Source organism: Leifsonia sp. 1010 (assembly GCF_031455295.1).
Classification (GTDB): domain Bacteria; phylum Actinomycetota; class Actinomycetes; order Actinomycetales; family Microbacteriaceae; genus Leifsonia.
The window spans coordinates 207,581-233,844 of record NZ_JAVDSL010000001.1; the positions used below are offsets into that span (position 1 = coordinate 207,581).

Genomic DNA, 26,264 nt, shown 5'->3' on the forward strand with positions numbered 1-26,264 from the left:
CCGACGTTTCCCGGCGTGTGTGGGGCGGACCCCGGGCGCCCGGCGTGAGCTGCTGGAACGCCCGGGGTCCGGTAACACCAGCGTCCCGGCTATGAGTTTGCGAAGTGCTCGCCCGGGGTTCGCCCAGCGTTGTCTGCTTATCTGGGCGGGGTACTCGTCCGGCGATTAGAAGCTGTAGATATGACCGTCCTCGTCGAACCGGATCTCCGCGCCGGCCAGCCGCTGCGCGCGGTCCGGCCGTGGACGATCGCGGTCGCCGCAGGGCTCGTCGCGACCCTCCTCTGCGCCGCGTTCAGCTGGGTGCCGTCGCTGTGGGGCGACGAGGCGGCGACCCTGCTCTCGGCCAAGCGACCGCTCGGGAGCCTGTTCGGGATGCTGCTCCACGTGGATGCGGTGCACGGCGTCTACTACCTCTTCATGCACGGGTGGATCCGGCTGGCCGGCGAGAGCGCGTTCGCCCTGCGGTTGCCGAGCGCGCTCGCGGTCGGCGCCGCGGCCGCGGCGGTGACGCTGCTCGCCGGTCGCCGTGGCGGAGCACGGGCCGCGGTGGTCGCCGGGGTCGTCGCCACCGTCCTCCCCCGGCTCACCTATGCCGGCGAGGAGGCGCGCTCGTACGCGTTCACGGCAGCGGCGGCCGCCTGGCTCACCCTCCTCCTGGTGTGGCTGGTCGACGGCGGCGGCCGACGGCTCGCACCCGGCGCTCGACGGCTCGCGTGGCTGCTCTACGCGGTCGGGACGGCGGTAGCGGCATACCTCTTCCTCTACTCCGTGACGCTCCTCGTCGCGCACGCCGCCATCCTGCTGTTCGCCCGCGCGTCGCGGGACGCCCTGCGGAGGTGGGCCGTCGCGGCCGGCGCCGCACTGCTCTCCGTCATACCGCTGGCGGTCGTCGCCTACCTCGAGCGCGGCCAGATCGCCTACCTCAGCGGCGCGCCGGAAGAGGCGTCCACCTGGTACTTCTTCCTCTGGTTCGGGATGCCGTGGGTCGCGGTGGCCGCGTGGCCGCTCATCGGGCTCGCCCTGTGGCCCGCCTGGCGAGCGTGGCGGCTGCGCACCTCCGGCGCTGCGCTTCCCCTGCCCGCCGGGCCCCGCACTGTCTCGACCCGGCTGGTCGGCGCCGCCTGGCTCTTCCTGCCGACGGGGGCGATGCTGCTCGTGAACCTGGCGTTCCCGATGTACACCGGGCGCTACTCCACCTTCGCCGCGCCCGCGGCGGCGCTCCTGGTGGCGGAGGGGATCCTGGTGCTCGGCCGCATGCTCGGGCGGGATGCGCGGCGGACGGTCGCGATCACCGCGGCCGCCACGATCGCCTTCGCTGCGCTGTGCGCGCCGGTCTATGCCCTCCAGCGTGGGCCGTACGCCAAGAACGACAGCGACTGGGCGGAGGTCAGCGCCGCGATGGCCGCGAACGCCGGTCCCGGCGACGCCGTGGTGTTCGACGAGTCGGCCAAGCCGTCGCAGCGCCCCCGCCTGGCGATGCGCACGTACCCGGACGGATTCCGCGGCCTCCAGGATGTGACGCTCCATGTGCCGTACGCGAGGAACACCTGGTGGGCGGATCGCGCCTACTCGGTCGACCAGGCGGCGAAGCGCGGCCGGTTCGACGGCGTCGAGCGGGTGTGGCTGATCGAGGTGGATGTGGAAGGCGTCGAAGACACCTGGGGGCTGGGCGAGCTGGAGTCGCTCGGCTTCGCGGAGACCGGGCGCCGGATCGAGACGCATCGGAGCGCCATCATCGAGCTGACGCGGTAGCTCCCTCCCCTCACCACGGGCGCGTTTCCGTAGGAGAATCGGTTGCAAATCTCCGACCGACCGCGGCCCGGATGGAGTCTCGGCGCGGATGCGGCCGATTCTCCGACCGAAGGCAGCAGATCACCGACCGACGGTGGTCGGCACGGCCGAGGGCGGTTCGAGCAGGGACGACGGTCGCGCCAGGTCAGGCCGCGTCGACCGGCTGGATGAGCTGCGGCCCGTCGTCGGACGTCTTGAACGGCGCCACCTGGTCGAAGCGCAGGGTCTCCGCCTCGGCGACGCCCGCGCGGACGGCCTCGTCGACGAGCGCCTGGTCGCCGACGATCGACGGGTCGATCCAGTGCTGCCACATCTCTTCGGGGAGGATGACGGGGTTGCGGTCGTGGATGTCGGCGAGCGTCTGGACGGCGTCAGAGGTGAGGATCGTGGCCGTCAGCACCCAGCGGTCGGGGTCGTCGTCGGCCTTGCTGTGGTCGCGCCACCACGAGTACAACCCCGCGAAGCCCATCAGGCGGCCTTCCGGGTAGCGGATGAAGAACGGTGTCTTGCTGCCCTTTGGCCCCTGCCACTCGTAGTAGCCGCGCGCCAAGACGATCGCGCGGTGCGACTGCACCGGCTTCTTCCACGTCGACTTCTCGGCGATCTCCTCCGCCCGGGCGTTGAAGGTCGGGAACTTGAGCTTCAGCGTGTCGGACCAGGAGGGCACGAGCGACCAGTGCGCGCGCTCGAACCGCAGCTCCCGGGTCTTCGGGGAGTCGATGAGCACCGGGATGTCGTCGGTCGGCGCGATGTTGTAGTCGGCCTCCCAGTTCGCCGTCCACTCCTCGGGCCGGCGACCGGTCGCCTCCACGAATTCCGTGATCTCGGCGTTGACCTTGTCGTCCATCGCGAACCTGCCGCACATGCCGCCAGCTTAGGCGCGACGGCCGACATGTGCCCGGAAGGGATGTTCGCGGACCGAAGTTGAGGAATTTTCACCCCCAAAAGCGGGTGACGCGAAGCTGTGAAAACGATGTATTCTCACTTTTGTGGATAGGTGAGGAACAGTCACTTAACGGTACTGGAACTCCGATCGTCCACACCACCCGAAGATGCACCAACCCGACCCGCAGGTGACAAACGTGTACCCGAATTCGCCACGCCGAGCGCTACCCGCACTCAACCCCATCCGAACGGGGAGCGCTCGGCGCGCGCGATTCCACGACCGTCACCCCCTGAGCGGAGTCGGCGGCGGTGAAGCCGTTCGAGACCACGGTTTCCCCCCAGCCGCCGTCGGCTCCCCGGTGGGCCGTTCCGTGGAGGCCCTGGCATGACTGTCATCCGCCCGCGCCTCCACGCCCCGGTCGCCCCCAGCGCGCTGCGCGGACTGAGCTCCGAGCGCAACTGGGCCCGTCTCTACCGCTACCGTCTGCTCGCCACCGACACGGCCATCATCCTCGTCGCCACGATCGGTGCGGTCTTCGTGCGCTTCGGCTTCGACGACGCGGCGGCGCCGACGTCCGTGTTCCACATCGACTACCTCTACCTGTCGCTGATCATCGCCGCGACCTGGCTCTTCACGCTCTCCGTCTACCACACGCGCGACGCGCGGGTCGTCGGGCTCGGCGTCGCCGAGTACCGCCGCGTCGTCTCCGCGACCGCGACGACCTTCGGCCTGCTGGCCATCCTCTTCCTGGTCGCCAAGGTCGACATCGCGCGCGGCTACTTCATCGTCGCGCTGCCCGCCGGCCTCGCCGGCGTCCTGTTCTCGCGCTGGCTGTGGCGCCACTGGCTCATCCGCCAGCGCATCTTCGACCACTATCTCTCGCGCGCGCTCGTCGTCGGGCGCTTCGACGACGTCGACTACGTCGTCCGCCAGATCCACCAGAAGTCGGGAGCGGCCTACAACGTCGTGGGTGCCGCTCTCGACACAGGAAAGCGCAAGGGGGCGAAGAAGGATGCCGAGATGCGGCGCCGGATCGCCGGTCCCGAGCGTGAGGTACCGATCGTCTCCGACCTGTCGGGGGTCGCAGACGCTGCGGCGCGGCTGGGCGCGGACACGGTGATCGTGGCCGGCCGCGCCCTCAGCAGCGGGGACTTCGTCCGCAAGCTGGCGTGGAAGCTGGAGGGCACGGCGACCGAGCTCGTGCTCGCCTCGCCGCTCACCGATGTCGCGGGTCCGCGCATCCACTTCCGTCCCGTCGAGGGCCTCCCCCTCATCCACGTGGAGATCCCGCAGTTCGAGGGCGGCAAGCACGTGCTGAAGCGCGCATTCGACTTCTTCGCCTCCGGCCTCGCGCTGCTGCTCCTCTCTCCCCTGTTCCTGCTGATCGCCCTGCTGGTGAAGCTCGACGACAACGGCCCCGTCTTCTTCGCGCAGGAGCGGGTCGGCCGCAACGGCGAGCGCTTCACGATGTACAAGTTCCGCTCCATGGTCATCGACGCGGAGGCGCGCCTCGCCGCCCTGCAGGAGAAGAACGACGGCCAGGGACTCCTCTTCAAGATGAAGAACGACCCTCGCGTGACGCGCGTCGGCCACTACCTGCGCAAGTTCTCGCTCGACGAGCTGCCGCAGCTGGTCAACGTCTTCCTCGGCGACATGAGCCTGGTGGGCCCGCGCCCGCCGCTGCCCTCCGAAGTCGAGGGCTACGAGAACCACGTCCACCGCCGCCTCTATATCAAGCCGGGACTCACCGGGATGTGGCAGGTGAACGGTCGATCCGATCTCTCCTGGGAGGAGAGCGTCCGCCTGGACCTCTACTACGTGGAGAACTGGTCGCTGACCGGCGACCTCGTCATCATGTGGCGCACCGTGAAGGTGCTGACACATCCCGTGGGGGCGTACTGATGCGCCCCCGCACCCAACCTCCTCGCTCCCTCCCCCGACCGAAAGACACCGAGGTTGTCATGAGCACAACACAACGCCCACGCTCTCGCTCACTGGGCATCCTGACCGCCGTCCTCACGGCGATCGGCCTGGTCTTCGGCGGACTCGCCATCGCGCGGCCCGCCGCAGCGGACACGGCCCCGCCTGACCCGACGAACCCGGCGACGCCGATCACCGTCAGCGACGACGTGCTCCCGACGCCGCAGATCAACGGTGTCGCGTGGGCGCAGACGGTCGTGGGCAACACGGTCTACGTCGCGGGCAAGTTCACCTCCGCTCGTCCGGCAGGGTCGCCGGCCGGGACGAACGAGGTCCCGCGCAACAACCTCCTCGCGTACGACATCACCACGGGCGCGCTCCTCCCGTTCGCGCCGAACCTGAATGCGCAGGCGCTGGGCATCACCGCATCGCCCGACGGCAGCCGCATCTACGTGGTGGGCGACTTCACCTCGATCGACGGCAAGGGCTACTACCGCCTGGCCGCGTTCTCCACCGCGACGAACACGATCATCAGCGCGTTCCGCCCGATCATGGAGTCGCAGACGCGCGCCGTCGCGGCATCCAACACCGTCGTCTACACCGGCGGCGACGCATCCACCATCAACGGCGTCGCCCGCGCGTACGTCGGAGCGGTGAGCGCCACCGACGGATCGACCCTCAACTGGCAGGCCAACGCGGACGCCGCGGTGGATGCGCTGACGCTGACCAAGGACGGCTCCAAGCTGATCGTCGGCGGCCGCTTCCAGAACATCGGCGGAGTCGCCAACTACGGCCTCGCCGCAGTCGACGCCAGCACCGCCGCCATCCTCCCCTTCGCCGCGAACCAGACGGTGCGCAACGCGGGCACGCAGGCCAGCATCACCGCCCTGTACGCGACCAGCGACCGGATCTACGGCTCGGGTTACGTCTTCGGCCAGGGCGGCAACCTCGAGGGGAGCTTCTCGGCCGACCCGAACACCGGGTCGATCAACTGGGTCGAGGACTGCCACGGCGACACGTACTCGATCTACCCGCAGGGCGACAACGGCCCGCTGTACGTCGCCGGCCACCCGCACTACTGCGGCAACATCGGCGGCTTCCCGCAGACCAGCCCGCAGTGGACGTTCTACAACTCGATCGCGTTCAGCAAGGCCGCGACCGGGACGATCACCGCTGACCCCTACGGCTACTACAACTGGGCCGGCACGCCGTCCCCGTCGCTGCTCGACTGGTTCCCGAAGTGGACCGTCGGCACCTTCACCGGTCAGAGCCAGGCCACCTGGAGCGTCTCGGGCAACAGCAAGTACGTCGTCTACGGCGGCGAGTTCCCGACCGTGAACGGCATCGCGCAGCAGGGCCTCGCCCGCTTCGCCGTCCCGTCATCCGCACCGAACAAGGTCGGCCCGCAGGGCATCCCGCTCACGCCGACGGCGGCGTCGTTCAACGCCGGTGAGGTGCGCGTCAGCTTCGCGGCCACGTACGACATGGACAACGGCTACCTGACGTACAAGGTCTACCGCGACGCGGGCACCACGCCCGTCTACCAGACGACGGTCCGCTCGAACTTCTACACGCGGCCGATGATCGGATTCACCGACAAGGGCCTCACACCCGGCAGTCACCCGATCTACCACGTCAAGGTCTACGACCCGTTCAACAACACCACGTCGCGTGACACCAACGCGGTCACCGTCGCCGCCACCAACAGCGGCGGACCCTACGCCGACTCGGTGAAGCAGGCGGGCGCATCCGCTTACTGGCCGCTGGACGAGGCGAGCGGCACCACCGCGTTCGACCACATCGGCTTCACCGACCTGCAGGAGACCGCGATCACCCAGGGCGCCGCGGGACCGATCTCCGGAGTCACGGCGAGCACGTTCAACGGCAGCACCAGCCTGGCCGTGACGCCCACCGCGATCACCGGACCGGACACGTTCACCGTCTCGGCGTGGTTCAACACCACGACGACCAGCGGCGGCAAGATCATCGGCTTCGGCAACGCCAACACGGGCACCTCCGGCAGCTACGACCGTCACGTCTACATGGACAACAACGGGCGCATCTTCTTCGGTGTGTACCCGGGATCGGTCCAGACGCTGAGCAGCGCCGCCGGCCTCAACGACGGGCAGTGGCACCAGGTGACCGCCTCCCTCGGCGCGAACGGCATGCGACTGTACATCGACGGGAAGCTGGCCGGCTCGCGCACCGACGTGACCAGCGGCCAGGCCTACACCGGCTACTGGCGGGTCGGCGGAGACAACATCGGCGGCTGGACGAACCAGCCGGCGAGCAACTTCTTCGCCGGCAGCATCGGGCAGGTCGCGATCTACCCGACCGTGCTCGACCGCACCACGGTGGTGAACCAGTACATCGCCTCCGGACGCCCGTCGCCCCTGGCGCCGGCACCGGCCGACGCTTACGGCGCCGCGGTGTACAACGGCAACCCCGACATCTTCTGGCGTCTCGACGAGACCAGCGGATCGACGGCTCTCAGCGCCGACGCGTACACGAACAACGGCACCTACTCCGGTACGGCGACGACCAAGAACCAGACGGGTGTGCTGCCCGGCACCGCGGACAAGGCGGTGAAGTTCAACACGAACTTCTCCGGTTCGAACGGCGGCATCGTCACCAGCAACCAGCAGTTCGCCAACCCGACCACCTATACGGAAGAGGTCTGGTTCAAGACCAGCACCACCAAGGGCGGCAAGCTGATCGGATTCGGTGACGCCAAGACCGGGCTGTCGGGCAACTACGACCGTCACGTCTACATGCAGGACGACGGCCGGATCGTGTTCGGCACCTGGACCGGCCAGGCGAACACGATCACCACCCCGAACCCGCTGAACAACAACCAGTGGCACCAGGTGGTCGCCTCGCAGGGCGCCGACGGAATGAAGCTGTACATCGACGGCCAGCTCGTGGGCACCAACCCGCAGACGGGCGCGCAGTCCTACAACGGCTACTGGCGCATCGGCGGCGATAACACCTGGGGCTCCACCGGCCCGTACTTCAGCGGAACGCTGGACGAGGCCGCGGTGTACTCCACGGTCCTGTCGGCTCAGGATGTGGCCAACCACTACAGCCTGGCCACGACCGGCACCCTGCCGAACCAGACCCCGGTGGCCTCGTTCACGCAGAGCACCTCGGTGCTGACCGTGAACGTGGATGCGTCGGCGTCGTCCGACGCGGACGGCACCATCGCCTCCTACGCCTGGGACTTCGGAGACGGCTCGACCGGCACGGGAGCGACCGCGTCGCACACCTACAACGGCACCGGCGTCTACGCCGTGACGCTGACGGTGACCGACAACCAGGGCGCGACCAACGCGACGACGCAGAACGTCGGCGTCACGGCCCCGCCGCCGAACCAGCCCCCGGTGGCCGCCTTCACCTCGAACGCGACCTTCCTGAACGCGTCGTTCGACGCATCCGGATCGTCCGACCCGGACGGCACCATCGCCTCCTACGCCTGGGACTTCGGAGACGGAGCGACGGGGACCGGTGCGACCGCGACCCACAGCTACGCCGCCGCGGGCACCTTCACGGTGAAGCTGACGGTGACGGACGACAAGGGAACGCCGACGAGCGTCCTGCACGACATCACGGTGCAGGCTCCGCCGCCGAACCAGCCGCCCGCGGCCGCGTTCACCTCGTCGGTGACCAACCTGTCGGCAGCGTTCGACGGCTCGGGCTCGACCGACGCGGACGGCACGATCGCCTCCTACGCCTGGGACTTCGGAGACGGAGCGACGGCGACCGGCGCGACCACGACCCACGCCTACGCGACGGCCGGCACGTTCGCCGTGACCCTGACGGTGACGGACGACAAGGGAGCGACCGACCAGGTCCAGCACCAGGTCACCACCACCGTCCCGCCGAACCAGCTGCCGACCGCCTCCTTCACGGCGACGGCCAGCAACCTGCAGGTCTCGGTGAACGGCAGCGCATCGGCCGACCCGGACGGCACCATCGCCTCGTACGCCTGGGCGTACGGTGACGGCGCCACCGGAACGGGAGCCACCGACAGCCACACCTACGCGGCGGCCGGCACCTACACGATCACGCTGACGGTGACGGACAACCGCGGAGGGACCGCCACGGCCACCAAGACCGTGACGGCCACCGCACCGGCACCCAACGCGATCGCTCAGGACGGCTTCGAGCGGACGACGGCCAACGGGTGGGGCACCGCCGACATCGGCGGGGCGTGGACGCTCTCGGGCGGCGCGACCAGCTTCAACACCACCAACGGCCTCGGCCAGCAGGTGGCGGCGGCTGGATCCACCAAGACGGCGCTCCTCAACTCGGTCACCTCGACCCGGTCGGATGTGACGGTCACCGTCTCCGCCGACAAGGCGGCGACCGGCGGCGGCATCTACTACTCGGCGATCGGCCGCATGGTCGGATCGACGGACTACGAGGGCCGCGTCTGGGTGAAGGCTGGAGGCGCCGTGCAGCTCCAGCTGCTGCAGGGCTCCACCACCCTCCAGGCCGCGAACATCACCGGGCTGACCGCTCTCGCGGGTGACCAGCTCAAGGTGCGGGTCCAGGTGTTCGGCACCTCGCCGACCACCATCCGCGCCAAGGTGTGGGCCGCAGGCGGCACCGAGCCCGCGAACTGGATGCTCAGCACCACCGACACGACCGCCGCCCTCCAGGTGGCCGGTACGACCGGGCTGCGCACCTACATCTCGGGCACCGCGACCGACATCCCCGTCACCACTCGGTTCGACAACTTCGCGGTGGTTCCGGTCCCGTGAGCGCAGCGAGCAGAGCTCGCCGCACCATCCTCGTGGCGCACCCCGGTTCGGAGCTGTACGGCTCCGACCGGGTGCTCCTCGAGTCCGTGAGCGGGCTGGTCGACGACGGCTGGGACGTCGTGGTGGCGGTCCCCGGCGACGGCCCCCTCGTCACCGAACTGCGGCGGAGGGGCGCACGGGTGGAGCTGTGCGCCTCGCCCGTCCTCCGCAAGAGCGTCCTGCGGCCGCGGGGCTTCGTCCGCTTCGCCGCGACGACGGTCCGCGGGATCCGCTCCGGATCGGCGCTGCTGCGCCGGGAGCGGCCGGCCGCGGTCTACGTGAACACGGTCACCATCCCGCTGTGGATCGGGCTCGCCCGACTGGCCCGCGTGCCGGTCGTCGCGCATGTCCACGAGGGCGAGGCCACCGCCTCCCGTCTGGTCAAGCGCGTCCTGTCGGCGCCCCTTCTGCTGGCGGAGAGCGTCATCGCGAACAGCCGCTTCAGCGTCGGCGTGCTCGAGAGCGCCTTCCCGGCTCTCGGCCGCCGCACCCACATCGTCTACAACGCCGTGCCGGGTCCCGAGACCCGCAGCCCGGCCCGCCCCGAGCTCGACGGCGACCTCCGGGTCACCTACATCGGGCGCCTCTCCCCGCGAAAGGGCGTCGATGTCGCCATCGACGCGATCGCCGAGCTCGACGCCCGCGGGATCCCCGCCCGCCTGGACCTCGTCGGCGCGGTCTTCCCCGGCTACGAGTGGTACGAGCGCGACCTGCGCGACAAGGTGGAGGCCAAGCGCCTCCAGTCGCGCGTCTCCTTCCGCGGCTTCCAGCCTTCCGTCTGGGACTTCCTGAGCACCGGCGACGTCGTCCTCGTGCCGTCGGTCGCCGACGAGCCGTTCGGCAACACGGCGGTCGAGGGCATCCTCAGCGGACGCCCGGTCATCGCCAGCGCGACCAGCGGACTGCTGGAGGCGACCGACGGCTACCGCACGACGGTCACCGTCGAGCCGGGCGACGCGACCTCGCTGGCCGACGCCCTCGAGCGCACCATCGCCGGGTGGGAGGCATCGGCCCCGCTCCTCGACGACGACGCCGAGACCGCCCGGCGCAAGCACAGCCCGGAGTCGTATCGCCGTCGTATCGCGGAGCTCGTCCGGGCCGTCGCCCTGCGCTGATCACGCGTCGTACCGACAAGGCGTACGTGCCGATCAGCGGTGGTGTCGATCAGCGGTAGCGCCGATCAGCCGTAGCGCCGATCAGCCGCGACCCCGTCAGCCGCGACCGGCCGGCAGGGCGTCCGGTTCCGGCTGCGGCACACGCGCCGGCCGGCCGAGCACGAGCGGCCTGCTGGCATCCGGCGCGAGCTGCGTCGTAGCCGCGAGGCCCGCGACGAACCACACGAAGATCGAGTACTGCGTGATCAGCGCGACCGTCGCGAACGCCGGGATCTGCGCCACGAGGGCGATCGTCGCGGGCGACGCCTTCCCCCTCAGCACCAACAGGACGCCGAAGGCGAGCGCGACGGCGATCGCGATCAGCACGATGATCCCGTTGGTCAGGCCGGTCAGGATGAGCTGGCTGTCGATAGACCGGAAGTTGCCGAAGTAGAGGGAGCCGGCCGAGTTCTTCTGCGCAGAGCCCGCGACGCCGACGAGGTTCATCGTCCCGAACAGGGAGACGAGATCGCCGCGGTAGTCCGCGCTGTCGGAGGCCTCCGCGCCCGCGTCGTCGAACACGGCGGAGACCAGCGGGAAGACGATGGCCGAGGCCACGACCACGATCGTGGTGATGGCGATGCGCGCACGACGCGAGATCGCATCCCGCATGAAGAGCACCGAGAGGGCGACGCCGAGAAGCGAGCAGATCATCCCGATCCGGCTGAACGTGTACACGGTCGCGACGAGCATCGTCAGCACCATCAGGCCGCGGACCCAGAGGCGGAACGGCGCAGCCAGGGTGATCGGCACCGCCATGGCGAGGCTCGCCCCCAGCGCGATGCTGTGCCCGAACGCGCCCTCCGCCCGAGGCACACCGCCCCGCTCCTGGATGGTGCCCCAGATCGAGTACAGCGAGTTGCCGGACTTGATCAGGACGAACGGGTTCCAGTGCGTCAGCCCCTCGATGATGGCGAGGACCGCGACGATGGTGAAGCATACGGCGATGGCGCCGTGGACCCACGCCGGGTCGACGCGCAACGGTGCGACGCGGCCGACGATGTAGCCGGCGACGAAGTACGTCACCACGATGATCGCGGCCCCCAGGGCGATCCCGGCGTTCCCGGCGAGGATGGAGGTGAGCGCGGCGACCACGACGAGCGTCATGAGCGCGTCCATCCAGCTCAGCCGGAAGCGGCGGACGGGCAGCAACGCGGCGACCACCAGCAGAGCCGCCGCGGTGGCCGGCGGAAGGTAGTAGTTGCCGTTGAAGCCGATGCCGAACCCGAGCCAGATCGGCACGAAGCACAGCGAGACGATCCAGGCGGCGACCGCCAGGCGCGGCGCGCGGCGCAGCACCAGGAAGCCGAGCACGGCGACGCCGAGCGCGACGGCCAGCAGGAGCAGCCGGTCGACGAGCGCGCCGCTGAGGAAGCTCATGGGTCAGGAGGCGCTGTGACTGGGCGCCGAGTCCGAGGAGGATTCGGGAGCCGCGGTGTCCTCGGCCGGCTCACCCTCCGCCGCCCGGCCCTTCGGGGCGCGCTTCGCCGTGCCGCCCGCCTCGGCCGCCGCCTCACCGGATTCCGTCGCAGCTCCGCCGCGGCGACCGGGCAGGCCGAGCCGGCGCGGAGGCTGCTCCGCCATGTAGTAGGCGTTGCGCTCCTTGCCCGATGCGACGCGGTTGAGCACGATGCCGAGCACGGCCGCACCCGACTTCTGCAGCGAGTCGACGGTCTGCGCGAGCTGCTGCTTCCGCACCCGGGTGCGGTCGACGACCACGAGGGCGCCGTCCACCTGGCGGGCGAGGATGGATGCGTCGGCGACCGAGCCGAGCGGCGCGGTGTCGATGACGATCACGTCGTAGCGGGCGCGCAGGCGCTCCAGCAGGTCGCTCATCGCCCGCGAGGAGAGCAGCTCGCTGGGGTTCGGCGGGATGGGACCGGCGGCGAGCACATCCAGGTCGCCCGCTCCCCAGCGCTGCACCACGTCGTCGAACTCGGCGCGGCCCGCGAGCACGGACGTCAGCCCGGCGTTGCCCGACAGGGAGGTGTACCCGGCGATGGCCGGACGACGCAGGTCGGCGTCGATCAGGAGGACCCGCTGGCCGGTCTCGGACAGTGCGAGGGCGAGATTGGACGAGATCAGCGACTTGCCCTCGGACGGGATCGACGACGTGATGACGAACGATCGGGTCGGTGAGCCGAGCGTGACGAACTCGAGGTTCGAACGCAGCTGCCGATAGGCCTCGGCCGCATTGGAGAGCGGCGCCGAGACGAGCACGGGGACGCCGTCCTTATTCCGCTCGCGCTGGATCGACCCGACGAGCGGGGCCTTCGCGACCTCCGTCGCCGTCTCCGCATTGTGGACGCCAGTGTCGAACGTGGCGCGCAGCACCACGATCAGCGCGCCGGCGATGAGGCCGAGGAGGAGGCCGGAGAGCACGTTCAGCCGCGTGTTCGGCGAGGACGCGAACTTGGGGACGGCGGCGTGCTCGATCACGCGGACGGACACCGTCGCCGCGCCCTGCGCGGTCTTCGGTGCGATCTGCTCGACCGTGCTCGACAGGCTGGCCGCCACCGCGTTCGCGATGTCCGCTGCCTGCCGGGGGTTCGTGTCCGTCACCGCGAGTTCGAGGATGACGGTGTTCTGCGGCGTGCTGACGGAGATCGAGTCGGCGAGCTGGCTCGGCGTGATGGCGAGGTCCAGCTGGTCGACCACCGGGCTGAGCACGACCGGCGACTCGGCGAGCTGGGCGAAGGACAGCATCTGGTTCTGCGTGTACGTGGACCCCTGGCTGAGGTCGTTCGCGGAACCGCCGAAGTTGAGCGAGAAGTACAGCCCCGAGGTCGCGGTGTAGCTCTTGACCGCCAGCTGCGACAGCCCGAAGCCGAGCATCGCCCCCGCGATCGTCGCGATGACGACGACGTACCAGAAACGCCGGAACGCCTGCGCGTACTGCTTGGAGCTCATCGATTCTCCCCCTCGGTCACCCGGTCCTCCGCCGCGCTCACTGGAACACCACGAGCTGGGCGCCCGCCTGGTCGCTCAGGGTGACGGTGACCGCTCCGTCGTCGTCCGCCGGCACCGTGAAGACGTACACCGCCGTCGCGGATGCTCCGGGCTGGAGGGATCCGGTGAACGGCTTGGCGGCGGAGTCGCCGGCGACCGGCGCTGCGGGCGTCGCACTCGAACCGTAGTAGGCGTTGACCGTCGCCGTCGAGAGGGGGAATGCCGCGCCCGTGCCGTTGGTCAGGCGCAGTGTCACCTTCACGGCCGGTCCGCTGACCTCGCCGGGGCGGGTGGCGGTCGCCGTGTAGGACTCGACGGAGACGACGTTCGCGGTGAGGCCGGAGGGGGTCTTCACATCCTGCTTGACCTCGGCGGTCTGGGCGACGACGCCGCCGAAGCGCGCATCCATCTCACCCTTCTTCGCCGGGGAGGCCGTGGCCGGCGACCCCTTCGACGCGTCGGAGGGGGTGGAGGTCGACGGCGCGGATCCCGCGCTGTCCGTCGGCCGCGGCAGCTGCGTCGCCGCCGGCTTGAGCGCGTTGGGCACCGGGCCGCCGGCCGGCCGCGAGAACGAGTACACGGAGGCGATCACGATCGCGGCCACGATGGCGAGACCGCCGACCGCGGCGAGCGCGACGAGTCCGATCCGCTTGCGCGTCCAGCGGCCCTTCTGCTCCGGAGTCCGGTCCTCCGGAGTCTGGTCGTCCGGCGTGGGCAGCGGGGTGGTGTTGTCGTCCGACGTCATGGCCGGCCTCCTTCGGAACGGAGCTCGCGGAACCAGGTGACGGCTGCGGCGAACAGGAAGAGCGTCGTCGCGAGGACGATGAGGGTGTACAGCACGAGGAAGCCGGGAAGCCAGCCGAGCAGCACGAACGAGAGGCAGAGCACCCCGTAGTCCATGGGGAGGACGAGCACCGCGCGCATCCAGGACGGACGGCCGGGCGCGTCGGCGGCCAGGGAGACCCGGCCGTGCTGACGCCGCAGCTGCTCGGTGAGGATCATCCCGAAGAAGAGGACGGAGGAGATCACCGCGGAGAACAGAGGGACGAGGAGCCACGCCACCGGAACCGCGTCGTGCAGGTAGAGCCCGAGGCCGAGGGCCAGCGGCATGCTGACCACCTTCGTGGCGTCGACCATGTGGTCGAGCCACTCGCCCGCCGGGCTGCTGCGCCCGGTCAGCCGGGAGAGCTGGCCGTCCGCACTGTCGAAGGCGTAGCCGATGAGGAGCATGAGCGCGACGCCGATGCCCAGCAGCCAGGACGGCGGGAACACGACGAGCAGGATGAGCGCGGCGAACGTCCACGCGGCGCTGATCGCCGTGACGCCGTTCGGGGTGAGGCCCGCGCGGTAGGCCCACGCCGTCAGGTACCGGCCGAGCCGGCGGTTGACGAACCGGGAGTAGGCGGGGGCGCTGCGAGCGGCCGGCTTCTGCGCGGCGGCGAGCCGGCGGAGGACGGAACCGTAGGTCTCGCGGGTCGTCGCGTCGTCGAGCGTCCCGCCGGTCACGACTCCACCGCCTCTCCGGTGAAGCGCGGGGCGGAGCCGACGCGCTGAACGGTGAGCGGCCGCCTCGCGCGCACCTGCACGCCATCGGCGAGGTCGCGGCAGAGGAGTTCGTACTTGTCGGCCACGTCGTCCCAGTCGTACCCGGCGGCGCGGGCGCGGGTGGCCGCCCGGCGGGCGGGATGCCCCTTCGGGTCGGCCTCTGCGGCCTCGACGACGCGGGCGACATCCGCCTCGGTGGTGAAGTAGGCGCCGCTGTCGCCGAGCACCTCGCGGTTGAAGACGACGTCGTAGGCGAGCGTCGGGGCTCCGGCGCCGATCGCGCGGAGCAGCGACGGGTTCGTCCCGCCGACCGAGTGTCCGTGCAGGTAGCTGAAGGCGTTGGCGTAGAGCTGGTCGAGGAGGCGCTGGTCCCAGACCCCGCCGAGGAAGCGCACGCGGTCGTCCGCGAGCTCGTGGACCCGGGCCGTGTAGGCGTCCGCGTAGGGGGCGGACCCGACGACGATCAGCGGGAGCCGGGCGCCGCTGCGGCGATACCCGTCGACGATGGTGTGGACGTGGTTCTCCGGCTCGAAGCGGGCCACCAGCAGGTGGTACCCCTGCCGCTCCAGTCCGAGACCCGCCAGCAGGTCGGACTCGTCGGCCACGCGGGGAGCGCCGTAGGCGATCAGCCGGGTCGGCGTGTGGAACTCGTCGCGGTAGTAGTCCGCGATGCCCTGCGCGTCGGCGATGAGCCCGTCGGACCAGCGGACGGCGGCGGATTCGGCGAGCCGGTAGTAGCGGCGGCCCGTCCCCTTCCACTTGTCGCGCTTCCACTCGAGGCCGTCGACATGAGTGGCGACGGGGATGCGGGCGGCGCGGATCAGGGGGAGGTACGGCGAGTTGGCGGCGTTGAAGACCAGGGCGACGTCCGTGGGGTGGCGAAGAAGGTGGGCGACCGAGAGTCCGGTGTGGCTGAGCGTCTCGAGCGAGCGGCGGTGCATCGCGCCCTTGTGGACGAGTTCCATCCCGCGGTACTCGGCGGGGCGCTCTCCGTCGGCCGGGCGGCAATAGACGACGACGCGGTGACCGCGTTCCGCCAGCCGGGAGCCGACCTCCTCGACGGCGGTCTCGAAGCCGCCGTACCGGGCGGGCACGCCGCGCGTGCCGACCATGGCGATGCTGAGCGGTTCCCCTGATCGCCTCGCCTTGCTCTGCATCGGCTTCTCTCGTTCTCGTCGGTCGGTACGGAGAAACCCGACGACGGAAGCGATGACCGTGACGGGCGGGCGAGAATCCGCGTATCTCGGTCTTCGGTGTGCACCAGGGTCGGGTCTCTGTTGCCCTCACAGTCTATGACGAGAAATCCTCAACTGTTGCTCCCCTGTTCGGGGGACTTTCACTCGGAGCGTGTACGCCGGGAGGCCCGCAGGCCGTCGCGCACGCCGCGGAAGGCCGCTGCGATCGGGGCCGGCGACCGCAGGAACTGGCGGCGACCGCCCTGCAGCAGCACCTCGTAGGCGATCTGGATGCTGGCCCGCCGCCACCGCTTCACCGACGCCGCGTCGAGGTTGCGCGCCGCGAAGACCAGTCGGTTCCGGATGTTGAAGTAGTAGTACGTGGTGGACTTGGCCTCGCCGCTCGTCGCGTGGCCGTCGCCCTGCGTGCCGCCCTCGGCGTGCACCGCCGTGGCGGCCTCCACGACCTCGACGCGGCCTCCCGCTCGTCGCGCACGGTACGACAGCTCGACGTCCTCCCAGTACAGGAAGTAGCCGTCGCCGAACCCGCCGATCCGCGTCCACAGGTCGGCGGTCGCCAGCAGGCACGCCCCGCTCAGCCACTGCTCGGCATCGCGGACGCCGAGCCGCTCCCGGTTGCGGGTCGCCGTGATGCGCCCGTCGCCGAGGTGCAGGTCGGAGCCGTCGAACCACACCGACCCGTCGGGCCGGAGCACGCGCGGCGCGAGCAGGACGAGCGGGTCGTCACCGGCCGCGGCGAGCAGGGTCGAGACATCCGCCGGTTCGATCGTCGCATCCGGGTTCAGGAGGAGCAGGTGCGTGGCGCCGGCGGCGATGGCGCGCTCCGCCGCCGCGTTCATCCCGAGCCCGAAGCCCAGGTTCTCTGCCGGCTCGAGCAGGTCCCATCCCTCGGCCGCGGAGAGCCGGCGCATGGCCTCGCGCTCCGCGTCGGAGGTGCGGTTGTCGACGACGAACGTGCGCGCACCCTCCAGCCGCCGGGTCAGCGGAGCGAGGTTCTCGGCGAGCAGTCCGGAGGAGCCGTAGCCGACGACGATCACGGCCAACCCCTCGAACGCCATCCTGCTCCCTCCTGCCGGCCGCCCCGTCCGGGCGCTGGCGTGAAGCCTATACCTGTGTGAGCATGGTGACTCCGCCACCCGATGCGAGGACCAGAACTCGATGACCGACCAGCGCCTGCCCGTGACGATCGCCGTTCCGACGTTCCATCGGCCCGAGGAACTGCGGGTGCTGCTGCCCCTGCTGAAGGCGCAGGCCGACGACCTGGATGCCGCAGGCACCACGACCACGGACGTCCTGGTGGTCGACAACGACCCCGGCGCGAGCGGACGCGCGGCGGCCGAGGAGGCCGGCGTCCGGTACGTCGTCGAGCCGCAGCCCGGCATCGCGGCCGCACGCAACCGCGCCCTGGACGAGAGCGCAGGGTCGCGACTGCTCGCCTTCATCGACGACGACGAGCACCCCCACGCCGGCTGGCTGCGCGAGCTGGTCCGGGTGTGGCGCATCTCGGAGCCGGCCCTCGTCTCCGGCCGGGTCGTCGCGGAGTTCGAGCGACCTCCCGGACGGTGGATCGAGGAGGGCCGGTTCTTCGTGCGGCGCTCCCTGCCGACGGGGACGCCGCTCCACGTCGCCGCGGCCGGGAACCTCCTGCTCGACCTCGACCAGGTGCGCGAGAGCGGCGTGCGGTTCGCGCTCGACCTCGGTCTGAGCGGCGGGGAGGACACCCTGTTCAGCCGCCAGCTCGCCCACGCCGGCTACCGGATGGTGTGGTGCAACGAGTCGGTCATCACCGACCTGGTGCCGTCCGCGCGGATCAGCCGCCGGTGGGTGCTCCGACGGGCGTGGAGTCACGGCAACTCGACCGCCGTGGTCAGCGTGCGCCTGGCCGGCGGCCCGGCGCGTCGTGCCGTCGCCCGGGTCCGTGCTGCCGTCGGTGGCGCGGCGCGTGTCATCCTCGGCGTGGCCAGGACCTCGCTCGGCCTTCTCCTCCGCTCCCCCGGCCACCAGGCGCGCGGCTCCCGCGCCGCGTACCGGGGCGCCGGGATGGTGTGGGCGGCGTTCGGCGGCGTCTATCAGGAGTACGCGCGGACGACGCAGGGCACTCCGCAGTGAGCGTCCGCGACCGGGCGATCGCCCTCGTCCGCCGCGCCGGGGCTCCGCTGGGGTCCGTCATGCGCGTCCGCACCGACGAGCCGGTGGTCGTCGCGACGTTCGACGACGGCCCGTCGTTCCGCACCTCCACGGTGCTGTCCGCCCTCGCCGACGCGGGAGCCACGGCGACCTTCTTCGTTCTGCTCAGCCGCACCCGCCGCGACCCGGGGCTGCTCGACGACATCCTCGGCGGCGGTCACGAGCTCGCCCTGCACGGCCCGGACCACCGCCGCCTCACCACCCTGCCGCCCGACGCACTGGCCGGCCGGATGCGCGACGCGCGCGCCGAGCTGGAGGACCTCGCCGGGCGCCCGATCCACTGGTTCCGGCCGCCGTACGGCGCGCAGAGCCTGCGCTCCTGGCGTGCCGTGAAGGCCGCGGGCATGGAGCCGGTGCTGTGGGGACCGACGCTGGCGGACTGGCGCGACGCCCCACACGACGAGCGGCTCCGTCTCGCGCTGTCTGCAGAACGCGGCGCCATCATCCTCGGGCACGACGGGCACGCGGATGCGGTCGACGGCGTCGACGACGGGCCCGCCCCCACGGTCGACCACGCCACGCTCCTCCCCGAGGTCGTGGCCGGCTACGCGGCGCGCGGGCTGCGACTCACCTCGCTCGGCGCAGCGGCCGCGAACGGCCGCCTGGTGCGGGAGGCCCGGTTCAGGAGCTGACGGTCCGCTCCCCGCTGCGACCGCGGCGGCGCCCGCCGCGCACGAGGTCGATCGCCCGCCGGTACGCGGTCGCGTGCTGCGGCCCCGCGTCCGCCCACGAACGCGCGCTCAGGTCGGGCCGGCCCCCGACGCCGCGGGCGTGCTCGGCGGCCGCACGGATCACCTCGGGAGTGAGTTCGGCGTACCGGCTCACCCACGCGGGACCGACCTCCTCGGCGAGCGCCGCCGTCGTCTCGTTGTCGGGCACGAGCACCGGCCGGTCGAGCGACAGCGCGGTGAGCACCCCTCCGGAGTTGTGCATGTCGCGGTACGGCAGCACGATCAGCTCGCTGCGCCCGACCAGGTCGGCCAGTTCCGAGTCCTGCAGGAAGCTCAGCTGCACCCGGACGCGCTCGTCCCGGTCGGCGAGGGCGCGGATCGTCTCGGCGAGCTCCTCGGTGGACGGTTTGCCCGCAACGGTCAGCCGCAGGTCGTCTCCTGCAACGCGGGCGAAGACCTCCAGCAGCTGCTCGACCCCCTTGTAGCGGCGGATGAGCCCGAAGTAGCCCAGCCGCCCGCGTTCGCGCGCCGGACGCGGATAGCGGCCGAACCACTCCCGGTAGTCGCCGTGCAGGATCGTCTCGTAGGCGGTGCCGTCCGGGAACGGTGTGGTGGGGTTGAGCCGGATGCGCAGCGTCGTCCGCCGGTCGAACCAGCGGAGGATGGCGCGCTCGCGCCGCGAGATGCCGTCCGGCAGGTGAAGGTTGTGGACGGTGCGCACGATCGGCGTCCGCGTCACCCGGAGCTTCAGGATGAGCACGACCGTGAGCCCCTGTCGCACGAGCGCCTTCATCGGGCTCTGCCCCGAAACCAGGATCTCGGGCCAGTGCGCGTGGAAGACGTCGTACCTGCCGAGCAGCGCGCGCCGCCACGAGAACGTGCGCACCTCGAGACCCGGCGTCGATGTGAGCGCGTCACGCAGCATCACGATGTACGGGTTGGTGGTGGGCCTCGGATCCGGGAAGGACTGCTGGACGACGATTCGCTCGGGCTCGGTCATGGTGCGATCCACCCTAGGGGCCGTTCCGCGGTCAGAGCCAGCGCCGACCCCCAAGACTGGGTGCATTTTTGAGAATATCTCGTTATTTGGCCTCCGCCTGTCTAGACTCGCTCAGCAGAGGCCCGACACCCGACTCGAGGGCCCCGACCAGACCCCGGAGCTGCCCGTGGCCAGCGAAGCGCCAACACTTCACCACCAGCACGTCCGCCTGTACGACCAGGTGCGCAGCGTGCACCTCGAGCGCGCCCACGAGCTCGACCCCGCGGCGATCGTGTACCGCGTGAAGCGCTACGACTTCGATCCTGAGCTCGCTTCCGGCATCGAGCTCGCGCAGGCCGGCAACCTCGCGGCGGCACGGATGGCCCTCCGCAGCAGGATCACGCGGGTCGAGGTCGATGAGCCGCTCTACCTCGACTCCCTCCCCCGGACCGCCGCCGTGCTCGCCGCGCTCGGACTCAAGCGCCTGTTCGGCGCGCCGCGCGCCGAGGTCGCCACGTACGCGATCGAGAACCTCGACCCCTTCGCCGCCCCCCCGCCGCGCCTCCGCAGCCGTCTGCGCCGGGCCGTCGAGCGGATGCTGAGCGCCTACGTCTGGCACCGTCTCGACACCGTCGTCTACGGCACGCCCGGCGCCCGCGACCTCTACGGCGAGACCTTCGCCCGCCGCCCCCGTCGCCAGCTGACGGTCGAAGCACTCCCGAGCCCGTGCCGCTGCGATGCCGTGCGGACCGTCCAGCGCGACCCCGACGGCGTCGTCTTCCTCGGCGCCTTCTCTCCGCGCAAGGGATTCGGCGACGTGCTCGCCGCCTGGCCGGCCATCCGCTCCCGGCGCCCGCAGGCGACGCTGACGCTGATCGGGTCGGGCGGGATGCTCGACGAGGCGCAGGCCGCGGCCGACGCCGACCCGTCGATCCGGCTCCTCGTCGATCCGCCCAGGGACGTCATCCACACCGAACTGCTGCGGGCGCACGTCCTCGTGCTGCCGTCCCGACGGGTCGGCGACTGGCGCGAGCAGATCGGCCTTCCCCTGGTGGAGGCGCTCGCGCACGGCTGCGAGGTCGTCACCACGTCGGAGACCGGCATCGCCGAGTTCCTCATCGACGCCGGCCACATCGTCCTCCCGGGGGACGCCGACGCCGCCCGCATCGCCGACGGGGTGGATGCGGCGCTCGCCCGCCACCGCACGGCCGCCGACATCCGCTCCGCCCTCCCCGCGGTCGACGGCCGCATCGCCGCCGGTCGCGCCCTGTTCGAAGAGCAGGTGCCGGCATGACGACCCTGAAGCCGCAGCGGACCGGGATGGTGCGCGCCGTCGGGTCGACGGCGGTCATCAAGGTCGTCGTGATGGGCATCTCCGGGCTCATCGGCATCGTCAACAGCCGGCTCATCATCCAGAACTTCGGCACCGACGCCTACGCCCAATACGGCCTGCTCGCGGCGCTGCCCGCCCTGCTGCCGTTCGCCGACCTCGGGATCGCGGCCGTCGTCATCAACGCCGTGGCCGGCTCCGACAAACCGGCGTCCGACCGTCTGGTCCGCAGCACGATCGTGACGGCCTTCCGCATCCTGCTGTGCTCCGCCGCCGCGATCGTCGGGGTGGGCCTCGTGATCTCGCTGCTCGGCTGGTGGCCGGCCATCCTCGGCGGTGCGCTGCTGCCGGACGGCGGGAGCCTCGCCGCGTTCCTCTGCCTCGGTACGTTCGCGCTGGTGCTGCCGCTCACGGTCGGTTCGCGCGTGCTCGTCGGTCTCGGCCGCACCAGCACCCAGACCGCCAGCCAGGCGGTCGTCGCCCCGGCGATGTTCCTCGGGCTCGCGACCCTGGTGGCCCTGTCGGCTCCGGCGGGCAGCTTCCTCGCGGTTCTCTCGTACATCGCCAACGGCCTCGCGTCGCTGATCTGCCTCCTGGTCGCCGCGCGGCTCATCCGTCCGCAGATCGGGAAGGCCCTGCGCGAGATTCCGTTCCCCCGGCGCTACCCGGGCGTTCCCGCGATGGGCGTCGCGTGGCCGATGCTCGTGCAGATGGTCGCCCTCCCGATCGCCATGCAGACGGACCGCCTCCTGCTCAGCCACCTGACCACCGGCACCGAGCTCGCTCAGTACAACCTCGCCTCCCAGCTGTTCGGCCTGGTCGTGCAGACCATCGCCGCCGCGGGCGTCGCGCTCTGGCCGATCTACGCGCGGGCCCGGTCGGAGTCGCGCATCGAGTCGCCGATGAAGCCGACGATGTGGTTCCTCGCCGGCGGCCTCGGACTGGGGCTGCTGCTCGCCGCGCTCTCGCCGCTGCTCACCCACTTCATCGCGGGCGACAGGTTCACCCTCGACCCGTGGCTGGTCGGCGGGTTCGTCGTATTCGTCGCTCTGCAGGCCGCGAAGTACCCGGCGGGGATGTACATGACGGACAAGCGCGGCCTCACCTTCCAGGTGTGGCCGATCCTCGCCAGCGTGCCGCTCAACCTCGTGCTCTCCTGGTGGCTGATCGGCGTCATCGGTGCGGGCGGCCCGATCATCGGCTCCGCGATCAGCGTCCTGGTCTGCCAGGTGCTGCCCAACCTCTGGTACGTCACACACGACCTCGGCCGCCGTCGGGCGGAAGTGCCCGACGACGGCCGAGAGGACGTGCTCTAGAGGAGCCCGCGCTGCGGGCGCCCCTGTGTCACCAGGCGCCGACGTGGACGGTGCCGGCCGGCTTCCCGATGAGCGACGCGATGTCGCCGGGGAGGGCCGTGGCCGCGCCGACCACCGACGCGATCAGCTGCGAGGGTGCGAGCGACGGCGCGTTCTCCGCCATGGTGCTGTGCGCCTCCTGCCCGGTCGCCGACGTGAACGCCGAGAAGGTGGAGTACACGGCCGGGTCACCGGCGCCGCGGGACCAGATCACGGCCCACGACGGGGACGAGGCCGAGGCCCGGCGGTACAGGTTGTAGTCACTGCTGATCTGCATCCGCTCGGCGGACAGCTGGTGCGAGTAGTCCTCGACGCACAGCAGGCAGTTGCCCGTCCCGCCGGAGATGACGTTGTTCCGGATGGTGACCGGCCCGGTGATCCAGGTCATGGTCGGGTCCGGGAACGCCTGGCGCGGGTCGTGACCAGCATCCGACGGGTTGTTGCCCCGGCGCGAGTCCTGCGTGATGTCGAGGTTGCGCGCATTGTCGCTGAGCGTGTTGTTCCACACCTTGGCCGAGCTGATGTTGTTCAGCTTGATGCCGGCCGAGGTGTTCCGCGACGCGACGTTGTCCACCAGGGTCGCGGTCGACGAGATCTCGAGCGAGATGCCGTTGCCCGCGTTGCCGATGGCGTCGTTGTGCGCGATCGTCATGCCGTAGACGGACTCGTCGAACCAGAGTCCGGCTGCCTGGTTGCGGAGGAACGCACTGTCGCGGACCTCGATGACCCGCGACCGCGTGATCTTCACGCCTCCGGAGACGGGCGAGGTGTTGAAGTGCTCGGCGTTGTTGTCCGCCGCCAGCACGCCGTCGAGGGTGAGGTGATCGGACGAGTTCGCGTGAACCCCGAGGAGGCCGTTGCGGGCCGCAGTGACGGAGCGCAGCGTGTTGCCGTCGCCGCCCAGCGAGACACCGGTCGTGGCGTTGTCGGTGAACGAGACGTTCTCGAAGAGCGCTCCGCCCTTCCACGCGGTGACCGCACCCATGTCGGGGACGGAGGGCGCGTAGCGGCGCACCCCGACACCCTTCAGCACGAAGCCGGCGGACTGGACGCTGATGGCCTTCTGCAGGTCGCTCGCGCGCACCTCCTGGCTGCCCGGGTTGGTGCCGAGCACGAGGGTCTTGCCCGCGGTGTCGTAGTAGAAGGTGCCCGGGCGGACCTGCGACCGGCTCGCGACCTGCTGCTGGGCGGCGTTGCCGATCCAGACCTGGTCGGGGTGCGCGGCCATCGGGTACGACGGGTTCAGCCACTGCCAGCCCGGCGTGGAGCCGTCTCCGGCGCCGCGGGTGTAGGTCGGGCTGGAGTCGAAGACGTGGTTCCAGCCTCCGGCGACCCAGGTGCTTCCGCTCTGCGTCCAGCCCTTCACGACGGAGCTGCCGTCGAGGTAGGCGGCCTCCTTCGGGTACGACTGGATGGTCAGCTTCTTCGTCGCGGGCACGGTCAGCGACTCGTGGTAGCTGCCGGCGCGCAGGACGATCGTCGCGCCGTTCCCGGCGACGTCGATGGCGTGCTGCACGGTGCGGAACGGGCTGGATGCCGTCCCCGCTCCGGTGTCGGAGCCGTTCGGGGCCACGAGCAGGGCGCCGGCGGGAACCGCGTACGCGGTGCTGCCGATGGCGGCCGCGCCCGTCGGGAAGCGGGTGCCCGACGTGTCGATCGACGGGTCGCCGGTCGGAGCGGGCTGCTGCTGCGTCGGCGGGGTGACCGGCGGGGCGGGGTCGACCGGTGCGGTCGGCTCGCTCGGCTTGGGGGTCGGCGTCTGCGTCGGGGTCGGCGTCTGCGTCGGAGTGGTGGTCGGCGTCGGAGCCGGCGTCGGGGTCTCCTCCACCGGCTTCAGCGTCGACGCGGCGAGGGTGTCGAACCCGACAGGCTGAGCGGCGGTCGAGCCGGAGACGTACGACCAGGCGGCGAGGCTGCCCGCGGAGGTCAGCCGCTTCGCGCTGGAGTCGTCGGCGACGGACTGCCAGTCCGGCTGGGCCTGACCCTCGGGCCAGGCTCGGGCCTGCAGGTGGACCGGGTTCGATCCGGTCGCCTGGAATTCGAGGTGCACAGATGCCCCGGCCTTGAGGCCGGTCGCGACCCGGATCTCCTTGCCGACCGTCGTCTGGTCGGCCGTGGAGCCGTTGATGCGGAGGATCGTGAGGGTGAGGGCGCCTGCGGCGTTCACCCGGATGTTGGCCTGATAGTACGAGCCGGCGGCGACGCGGGTCTGCACACCGGCGAAGATGCCGTTGCCCCCGGAGGGGATGCGCGGGACGTCGATCGTCGCCGACGTCGTGACGTCGCCGGCGGTGACCGACGGCAGGGTCGCCGTGAGCGACGAGCCGGGACGCGGCAGTGTCATGCTGCCGGCGTCGCCGGTCGCCGAGAAGGGCGTCGTGCCGGTGGTCCGGTAGGCGCCGCCGACCGGCGCGCTGCCCCATCCACCCGCCGTGACGCGGGAGAAGTCGTCGGAGACCAGCTGGCTGCCGACGACGTAGTTGGAGGGTGCAGCCGACGCCGTGATCGCCGGGAGGCCGAAGACGGCGATACCGGCGGTGGCGACCGTCGCCACTGCGGTGACGACGATGTTGCGGGTGAAGATGCGGGGGGCGGGGGACTTTTGGGTGTTGGTGAGGCGGTGTCTGGCCTTGCGGACCATGGACTGTCTTCCAATACTGATAGTTCGCGAACAGAAAAACACAGAGGTGAGACCAGGCCTTCTGCGCGGAGCTGAGAAGAAGCTAGCACGAGCTCCTACGAGTCCGCGAACCAAAACCGTTAAATCTATCGCGCGTCCCTGTCGACACGCTATGGCGATATACCCCCCTTTCGGGTGGCCCAGCCGGGCGCTTCGAGGCCGCCGGACCCATCCAGGTCCTTTCCGGAAGAATGGCTGTATGCCCGGCCCCGACACCTTCCGCATCCTCACCGTCTGCACGGGGAACATCTGCCGCTCCCCCGCGATGGAGTTCCTGCTGGCTCAGGCGCTCGAGTCCGATCCGCGCTTCCACGTGCACTCCGCCGGGACGCATGCCGAGCGCGGCTGGCCGGTGAACCCGCCCATGGACCGGCTGCTGGAGGACCGTGGGATCGACGTCTCCGAGTTCGTCGCCCGGCAGGCGGATCGGCAGGTGCTCGCCGGGTCCGACCTGGTGCTCACCGCGACGCAGCAGCATCTCGCCTGGGTGACCGAGCACGAGCCGCGGATCGTGCGCCGCGCTTTCACCCTGACGGAGTTCGCCGACGCCATCGTCGGGGCGCCCGACGGCTCGGACCTCCGCGAGCTCGTCGCATGGGCGGCCGCGCACCGTCCGGCGCTCCGCATCCGCTCGCTCGGCTCGCCCACCCGCCGGGGATACGACGAGGGCGACATCCTCGATCCGTACGGTCGCGGCGACGCCGCGTATCAGGCTGCGCTGGGACAGATCGACCCGCTGGTACAGCGCATCGCGCCCGCGCTCCTGGAGGCCGCACAGGCGGGCTGACACCCGCACAGGGCACATCCAGTGCACGCTGA

Annotated in this window: 18 protein-coding genes; 9 read left to right on the top strand and 9 right to left on the bottom strand. The window is 70.9% G+C overall.

What is annotated here, in order from left to right:
- The first annotated feature begins 180 nt into the window (after nucleotides 1–180).
- Nucleotides 181–1,752: a hypothetical protein gene (locus J2Y42_RS01050; RefSeq protein WP_309853939.1), complete on the top strand. Its 1,572-nt coding sequence runs from the start codon at nucleotides 181–183 to the stop codon at nucleotides 1,750–1,752.
- A 184-nt stretch (nucleotides 1,753–1,936) separates the two neighbouring features.
- Here the strand turns inward: J2Y42_RS01050 and J2Y42_RS01055 are convergent, their stop codons facing one another.
- Nucleotides 1,937–2,656, bottom strand: coding sequence for an SOS response-associated peptidase (locus tag J2Y42_RS01055; protein WP_309853942.1), 720 nt, complete (start codon nucleotides 2,654–2,656; stop codon nucleotides 1,937–1,939).
- 405 nt (nucleotides 2,657–3,061) lie between these two features.
- On the opposite strand from J2Y42_RS01055, the gene J2Y42_RS01060 reads away from it, so the two are divergent.
- The 3 genes from J2Y42_RS01060 to J2Y42_RS01070 are packed head-to-tail and all read left to right on the top strand — an operon-like array spanning nucleotide 3,062 to nucleotide 10,514.
- Complete coding sequence (locus tag J2Y42_RS01060; protein WP_309853945.1) at nucleotides 3,062–4,579, top strand: sugar transferase; 1,518 nt, start codon at nucleotides 3,062–3,064, stop codon at nucleotides 4,577–4,579.
- A 59-nt stretch (nucleotides 4,580–4,638) separates the two neighbouring features.
- Nucleotides 4,639–9,360 (top strand): PKD domain-containing protein, encoded by a 4,722-nt coding sequence (locus J2Y42_RS01065; RefSeq protein WP_309853948.1) that lies wholly within the window; start codon nucleotides 4,639–4,641, stop codon nucleotides 9,358–9,360.
- Nucleotides 9,357–10,514, top strand: a complete 1,158-nt coding sequence (locus tag J2Y42_RS01070; RefSeq protein ID WP_309853951.1) for a glycosyltransferase — start codon at nucleotides 9,357–9,359, stop codon at nucleotides 10,512–10,514. Before J2Y42_RS01065 ends, J2Y42_RS01070 begins: the two co-directional genes overlap by 4 nt.
- A 96-nt stretch (nucleotides 10,515–10,610) precedes the next feature.
- On the opposite strand, the gene J2Y42_RS01075 is transcribed toward J2Y42_RS01070, so the two are convergent.
- From J2Y42_RS01075 to J2Y42_RS01100, 6 genes are all read right to left on the bottom strand, one after another.
- Nucleotides 10,611–11,933 carry a hypothetical protein gene (locus tag J2Y42_RS01075; protein ID WP_309853953.1) on the bottom strand — a complete coding sequence of 441 codons (1,323 nt, stop codon included), beginning with the start codon at nucleotides 11,931–11,933 and terminating at the stop codon, nucleotides 10,611–10,613.
- 3 nt (nucleotides 11,934–11,936) lie between these two features.
- Nucleotides 11,937–13,463 (bottom strand): polysaccharide biosynthesis tyrosine autokinase, encoded by a 1,527-nt coding sequence (locus J2Y42_RS01080; RefSeq protein ID WP_309853956.1) that lies wholly within the window; start codon nucleotides 13,461–13,463, stop codon nucleotides 11,937–11,939.
- Between the two features lie 37 nt (nucleotides 13,464–13,500).
- Complete coding sequence (locus tag J2Y42_RS01085) at nucleotides 13,501–14,247, bottom strand: hypothetical protein (RefSeq protein WP_309853959.1); 747 nt, start codon at nucleotides 14,245–14,247, stop codon at nucleotides 13,501–13,503.
- On the bottom strand, nucleotides 14,244–15,008 hold the full coding sequence (locus tag J2Y42_RS01090) for a CDP-alcohol phosphatidyltransferase family protein (RefSeq protein WP_309853962.1): 765 nt from the start codon (nucleotides 15,006–15,008) through the stop codon (nucleotides 14,244–14,246). Before J2Y42_RS01090 ends, J2Y42_RS01085 begins: the two co-directional genes overlap by 4 nt.
- Nucleotides 15,005–16,204, bottom strand: a complete 1,200-nt coding sequence (locus J2Y42_RS01095; RefSeq protein WP_309853965.1) for a DUF1972 domain-containing protein — start codon at nucleotides 16,202–16,204, stop codon at nucleotides 15,005–15,007. The genes J2Y42_RS01090 and J2Y42_RS01095 overlap by 4 nt, the downstream gene beginning before the upstream one ends.
- A 179-nt stretch (nucleotides 16,205–16,383) precedes the next feature.
- A complete protein-coding gene (locus J2Y42_RS01100; protein ID WP_309853968.1) occupies nucleotides 16,384–17,301 on the bottom strand; it encodes a glycosyltransferase family 2 protein in 918 nt (305 codons plus the stop codon).
- 100 nt (nucleotides 17,302–17,401) lie between these two features.
- On the opposite strand from J2Y42_RS01100, the gene J2Y42_RS01105 reads away from it, so the two are divergent.
- Both J2Y42_RS01105 and J2Y42_RS01110 read left to right on the top strand, forming a co-directional pair.
- A complete protein-coding gene (locus J2Y42_RS01105; RefSeq protein WP_309853972.1) occupies nucleotides 17,402–18,352 on the top strand; it encodes a glycosyltransferase in 951 nt (316 codons plus the stop codon).
- A complete protein-coding gene (locus J2Y42_RS01110; RefSeq protein WP_309853974.1) occupies nucleotides 18,349–19,062 on the top strand; it encodes a polysaccharide deacetylase family protein in 714 nt (237 codons plus the stop codon). Before J2Y42_RS01105 ends, J2Y42_RS01110 begins: the two co-directional genes overlap by 4 nt.
- Here the strand turns inward: J2Y42_RS01110 and J2Y42_RS01115 are convergent.
- Nucleotides 19,052–20,101: a glycosyltransferase gene (locus J2Y42_RS01115; protein ID WP_309853976.1), complete on the bottom strand. Its 1,050-nt coding sequence runs from the start codon at nucleotides 20,099–20,101 to the stop codon at nucleotides 19,052–19,054. The genes J2Y42_RS01110 and J2Y42_RS01115 overlap by 11 nt on opposite strands.
- A 166-nt stretch (nucleotides 20,102–20,267) precedes the next feature.
- Here J2Y42_RS01115 and J2Y42_RS01120 point away from each other — a divergent pair, with 166 nt between their 5' ends.
- Both J2Y42_RS01120 and J2Y42_RS01125 read left to right on the top strand, forming a co-directional pair.
- Nucleotides 20,268–21,374 (top strand): glycosyltransferase family 4 protein, encoded by a 1,107-nt coding sequence (locus tag J2Y42_RS01120; protein ID WP_309853979.1) that lies wholly within the window; start codon nucleotides 20,268–20,270, stop codon nucleotides 21,372–21,374.
- Nucleotides 21,371–22,726, top strand: a complete 1,356-nt coding sequence (locus J2Y42_RS01125; protein WP_309853981.1) for a polysaccharide biosynthesis protein — start codon at nucleotides 21,371–21,373, stop codon at nucleotides 22,724–22,726. The genes J2Y42_RS01120 and J2Y42_RS01125 overlap by 4 nt, the downstream gene beginning before the upstream one ends.
- A 28-nt stretch (nucleotides 22,727–22,754) precedes the next feature.
- On the opposite strand, the gene J2Y42_RS01130 is transcribed toward J2Y42_RS01125, so the two are convergent.
- The gene (locus J2Y42_RS01130) at nucleotides 22,755–25,406 is read right to left on the bottom strand and encodes a right-handed parallel beta-helix repeat-containing protein (RefSeq protein ID WP_309853984.1); all 2,652 of its coding nucleotides are present in this window, start codon (nucleotides 25,404–25,406) and stop codon (nucleotides 22,755–22,757) included.
- Nucleotides 25,407–25,644: 238 nt separating this feature from the next.
- Here J2Y42_RS01130 and J2Y42_RS01135 point away from each other — a divergent pair, with 238 nt between their 5' ends.
- A complete protein-coding gene (locus tag J2Y42_RS01135) occupies nucleotides 25,645–26,232 on the top strand; it encodes a hypothetical protein (protein WP_309853987.1) in 588 nt (195 codons plus the stop codon).
- The last annotated feature ends 32 nt before the right edge of the window (nucleotides 26,233–26,264 follow it).

What these genes read in the sequence shown, in the direction of transcription:
- J2Y42_RS01050 (WP_309853939.1), top strand. Translation starts at nt 181, where the DNA reads ATGACCGTCCTCGTCGAACCGGATCTCCGCGCCGGCCAGCCGCTGCGC.
- J2Y42_RS01055 (WP_309853942.1), bottom strand. Translation starts at nt 2,656, where the DNA reads ATGTGCGGCAGGTTCGCGATGGACGACAAGGTCAACGCCGAGATCACG.
- J2Y42_RS01060 (WP_309853945.1), top strand. Translation starts at nt 3,062, where the DNA reads ATGACTGTCATCCGCCCGCGCCTCCACGCCCCGGTCGCCCCCAGCGCG.
- J2Y42_RS01065 (WP_309853948.1), top strand. Translation starts at nt 4,639, where the DNA reads ATGAGCACAACACAACGCCCACGCTCTCGCTCACTGGGCATCCTGACC.
- J2Y42_RS01075 (WP_309853953.1), bottom strand. Translation starts at nt 11,933, where the DNA reads ATGAGCTTCCTCAGCGGCGCGCTCGTCGACCGGCTGCTCCTGCTGGCC.
- J2Y42_RS01080 (WP_309853956.1), bottom strand. Translation starts at nt 13,463, where the DNA reads ATGAGCTCCAAGCAGTACGCGCAGGCGTTCCGGCGTTTCTGGTACGTC.
- J2Y42_RS01085 (WP_309853959.1), bottom strand. Translation starts at nt 14,247, where the DNA reads ATGACGTCGGACGACAACACCACCCCGCTGCCCACGCCGGACGACCAG.
- J2Y42_RS01095 (WP_309853965.1), bottom strand. Translation starts at nt 16,204, where the DNA reads ATGCAGAGCAAGGCGAGGCGATCAGGGGAACCGCTCAGCATCGCCATG.
- J2Y42_RS01100 (WP_309853968.1), bottom strand. Translation starts at nt 17,301, where the DNA reads ATGGCGTTCGAGGGGTTGGCCGTGATCGTCGTCGGCTACGGCTCCTCC.
- J2Y42_RS01105 (WP_309853972.1), top strand. Translation starts at nt 17,402, where the DNA reads ATGACCGACCAGCGCCTGCCCGTGACGATCGCCGTTCCGACGTTCCAT.
- J2Y42_RS01115 (WP_309853976.1), bottom strand. Translation starts at nt 20,101, where the DNA reads ATGACCGAGCCCGAGCGAATCGTCGTCCAGCAGTCCTTCCCGGATCCG.
- J2Y42_RS01125 (WP_309853981.1), top strand. Translation starts at nt 21,371, where the DNA reads ATGACGACCCTGAAGCCGCAGCGGACCGGGATGGTGCGCGCCGTCGGG.
- J2Y42_RS01130 (WP_309853984.1), bottom strand. Translation starts at nt 25,406, where the DNA reads ATGGTCCGCAAGGCCAGACACCGCCTCACCAACACCCAAAAGTCCCCC.
- J2Y42_RS01135 (WP_309853987.1), top strand. Translation starts at nt 25,645, where the DNA reads ATGCCCGGCCCCGACACCTTCCGCATCCTCACCGTCTGCACGGGGAAC.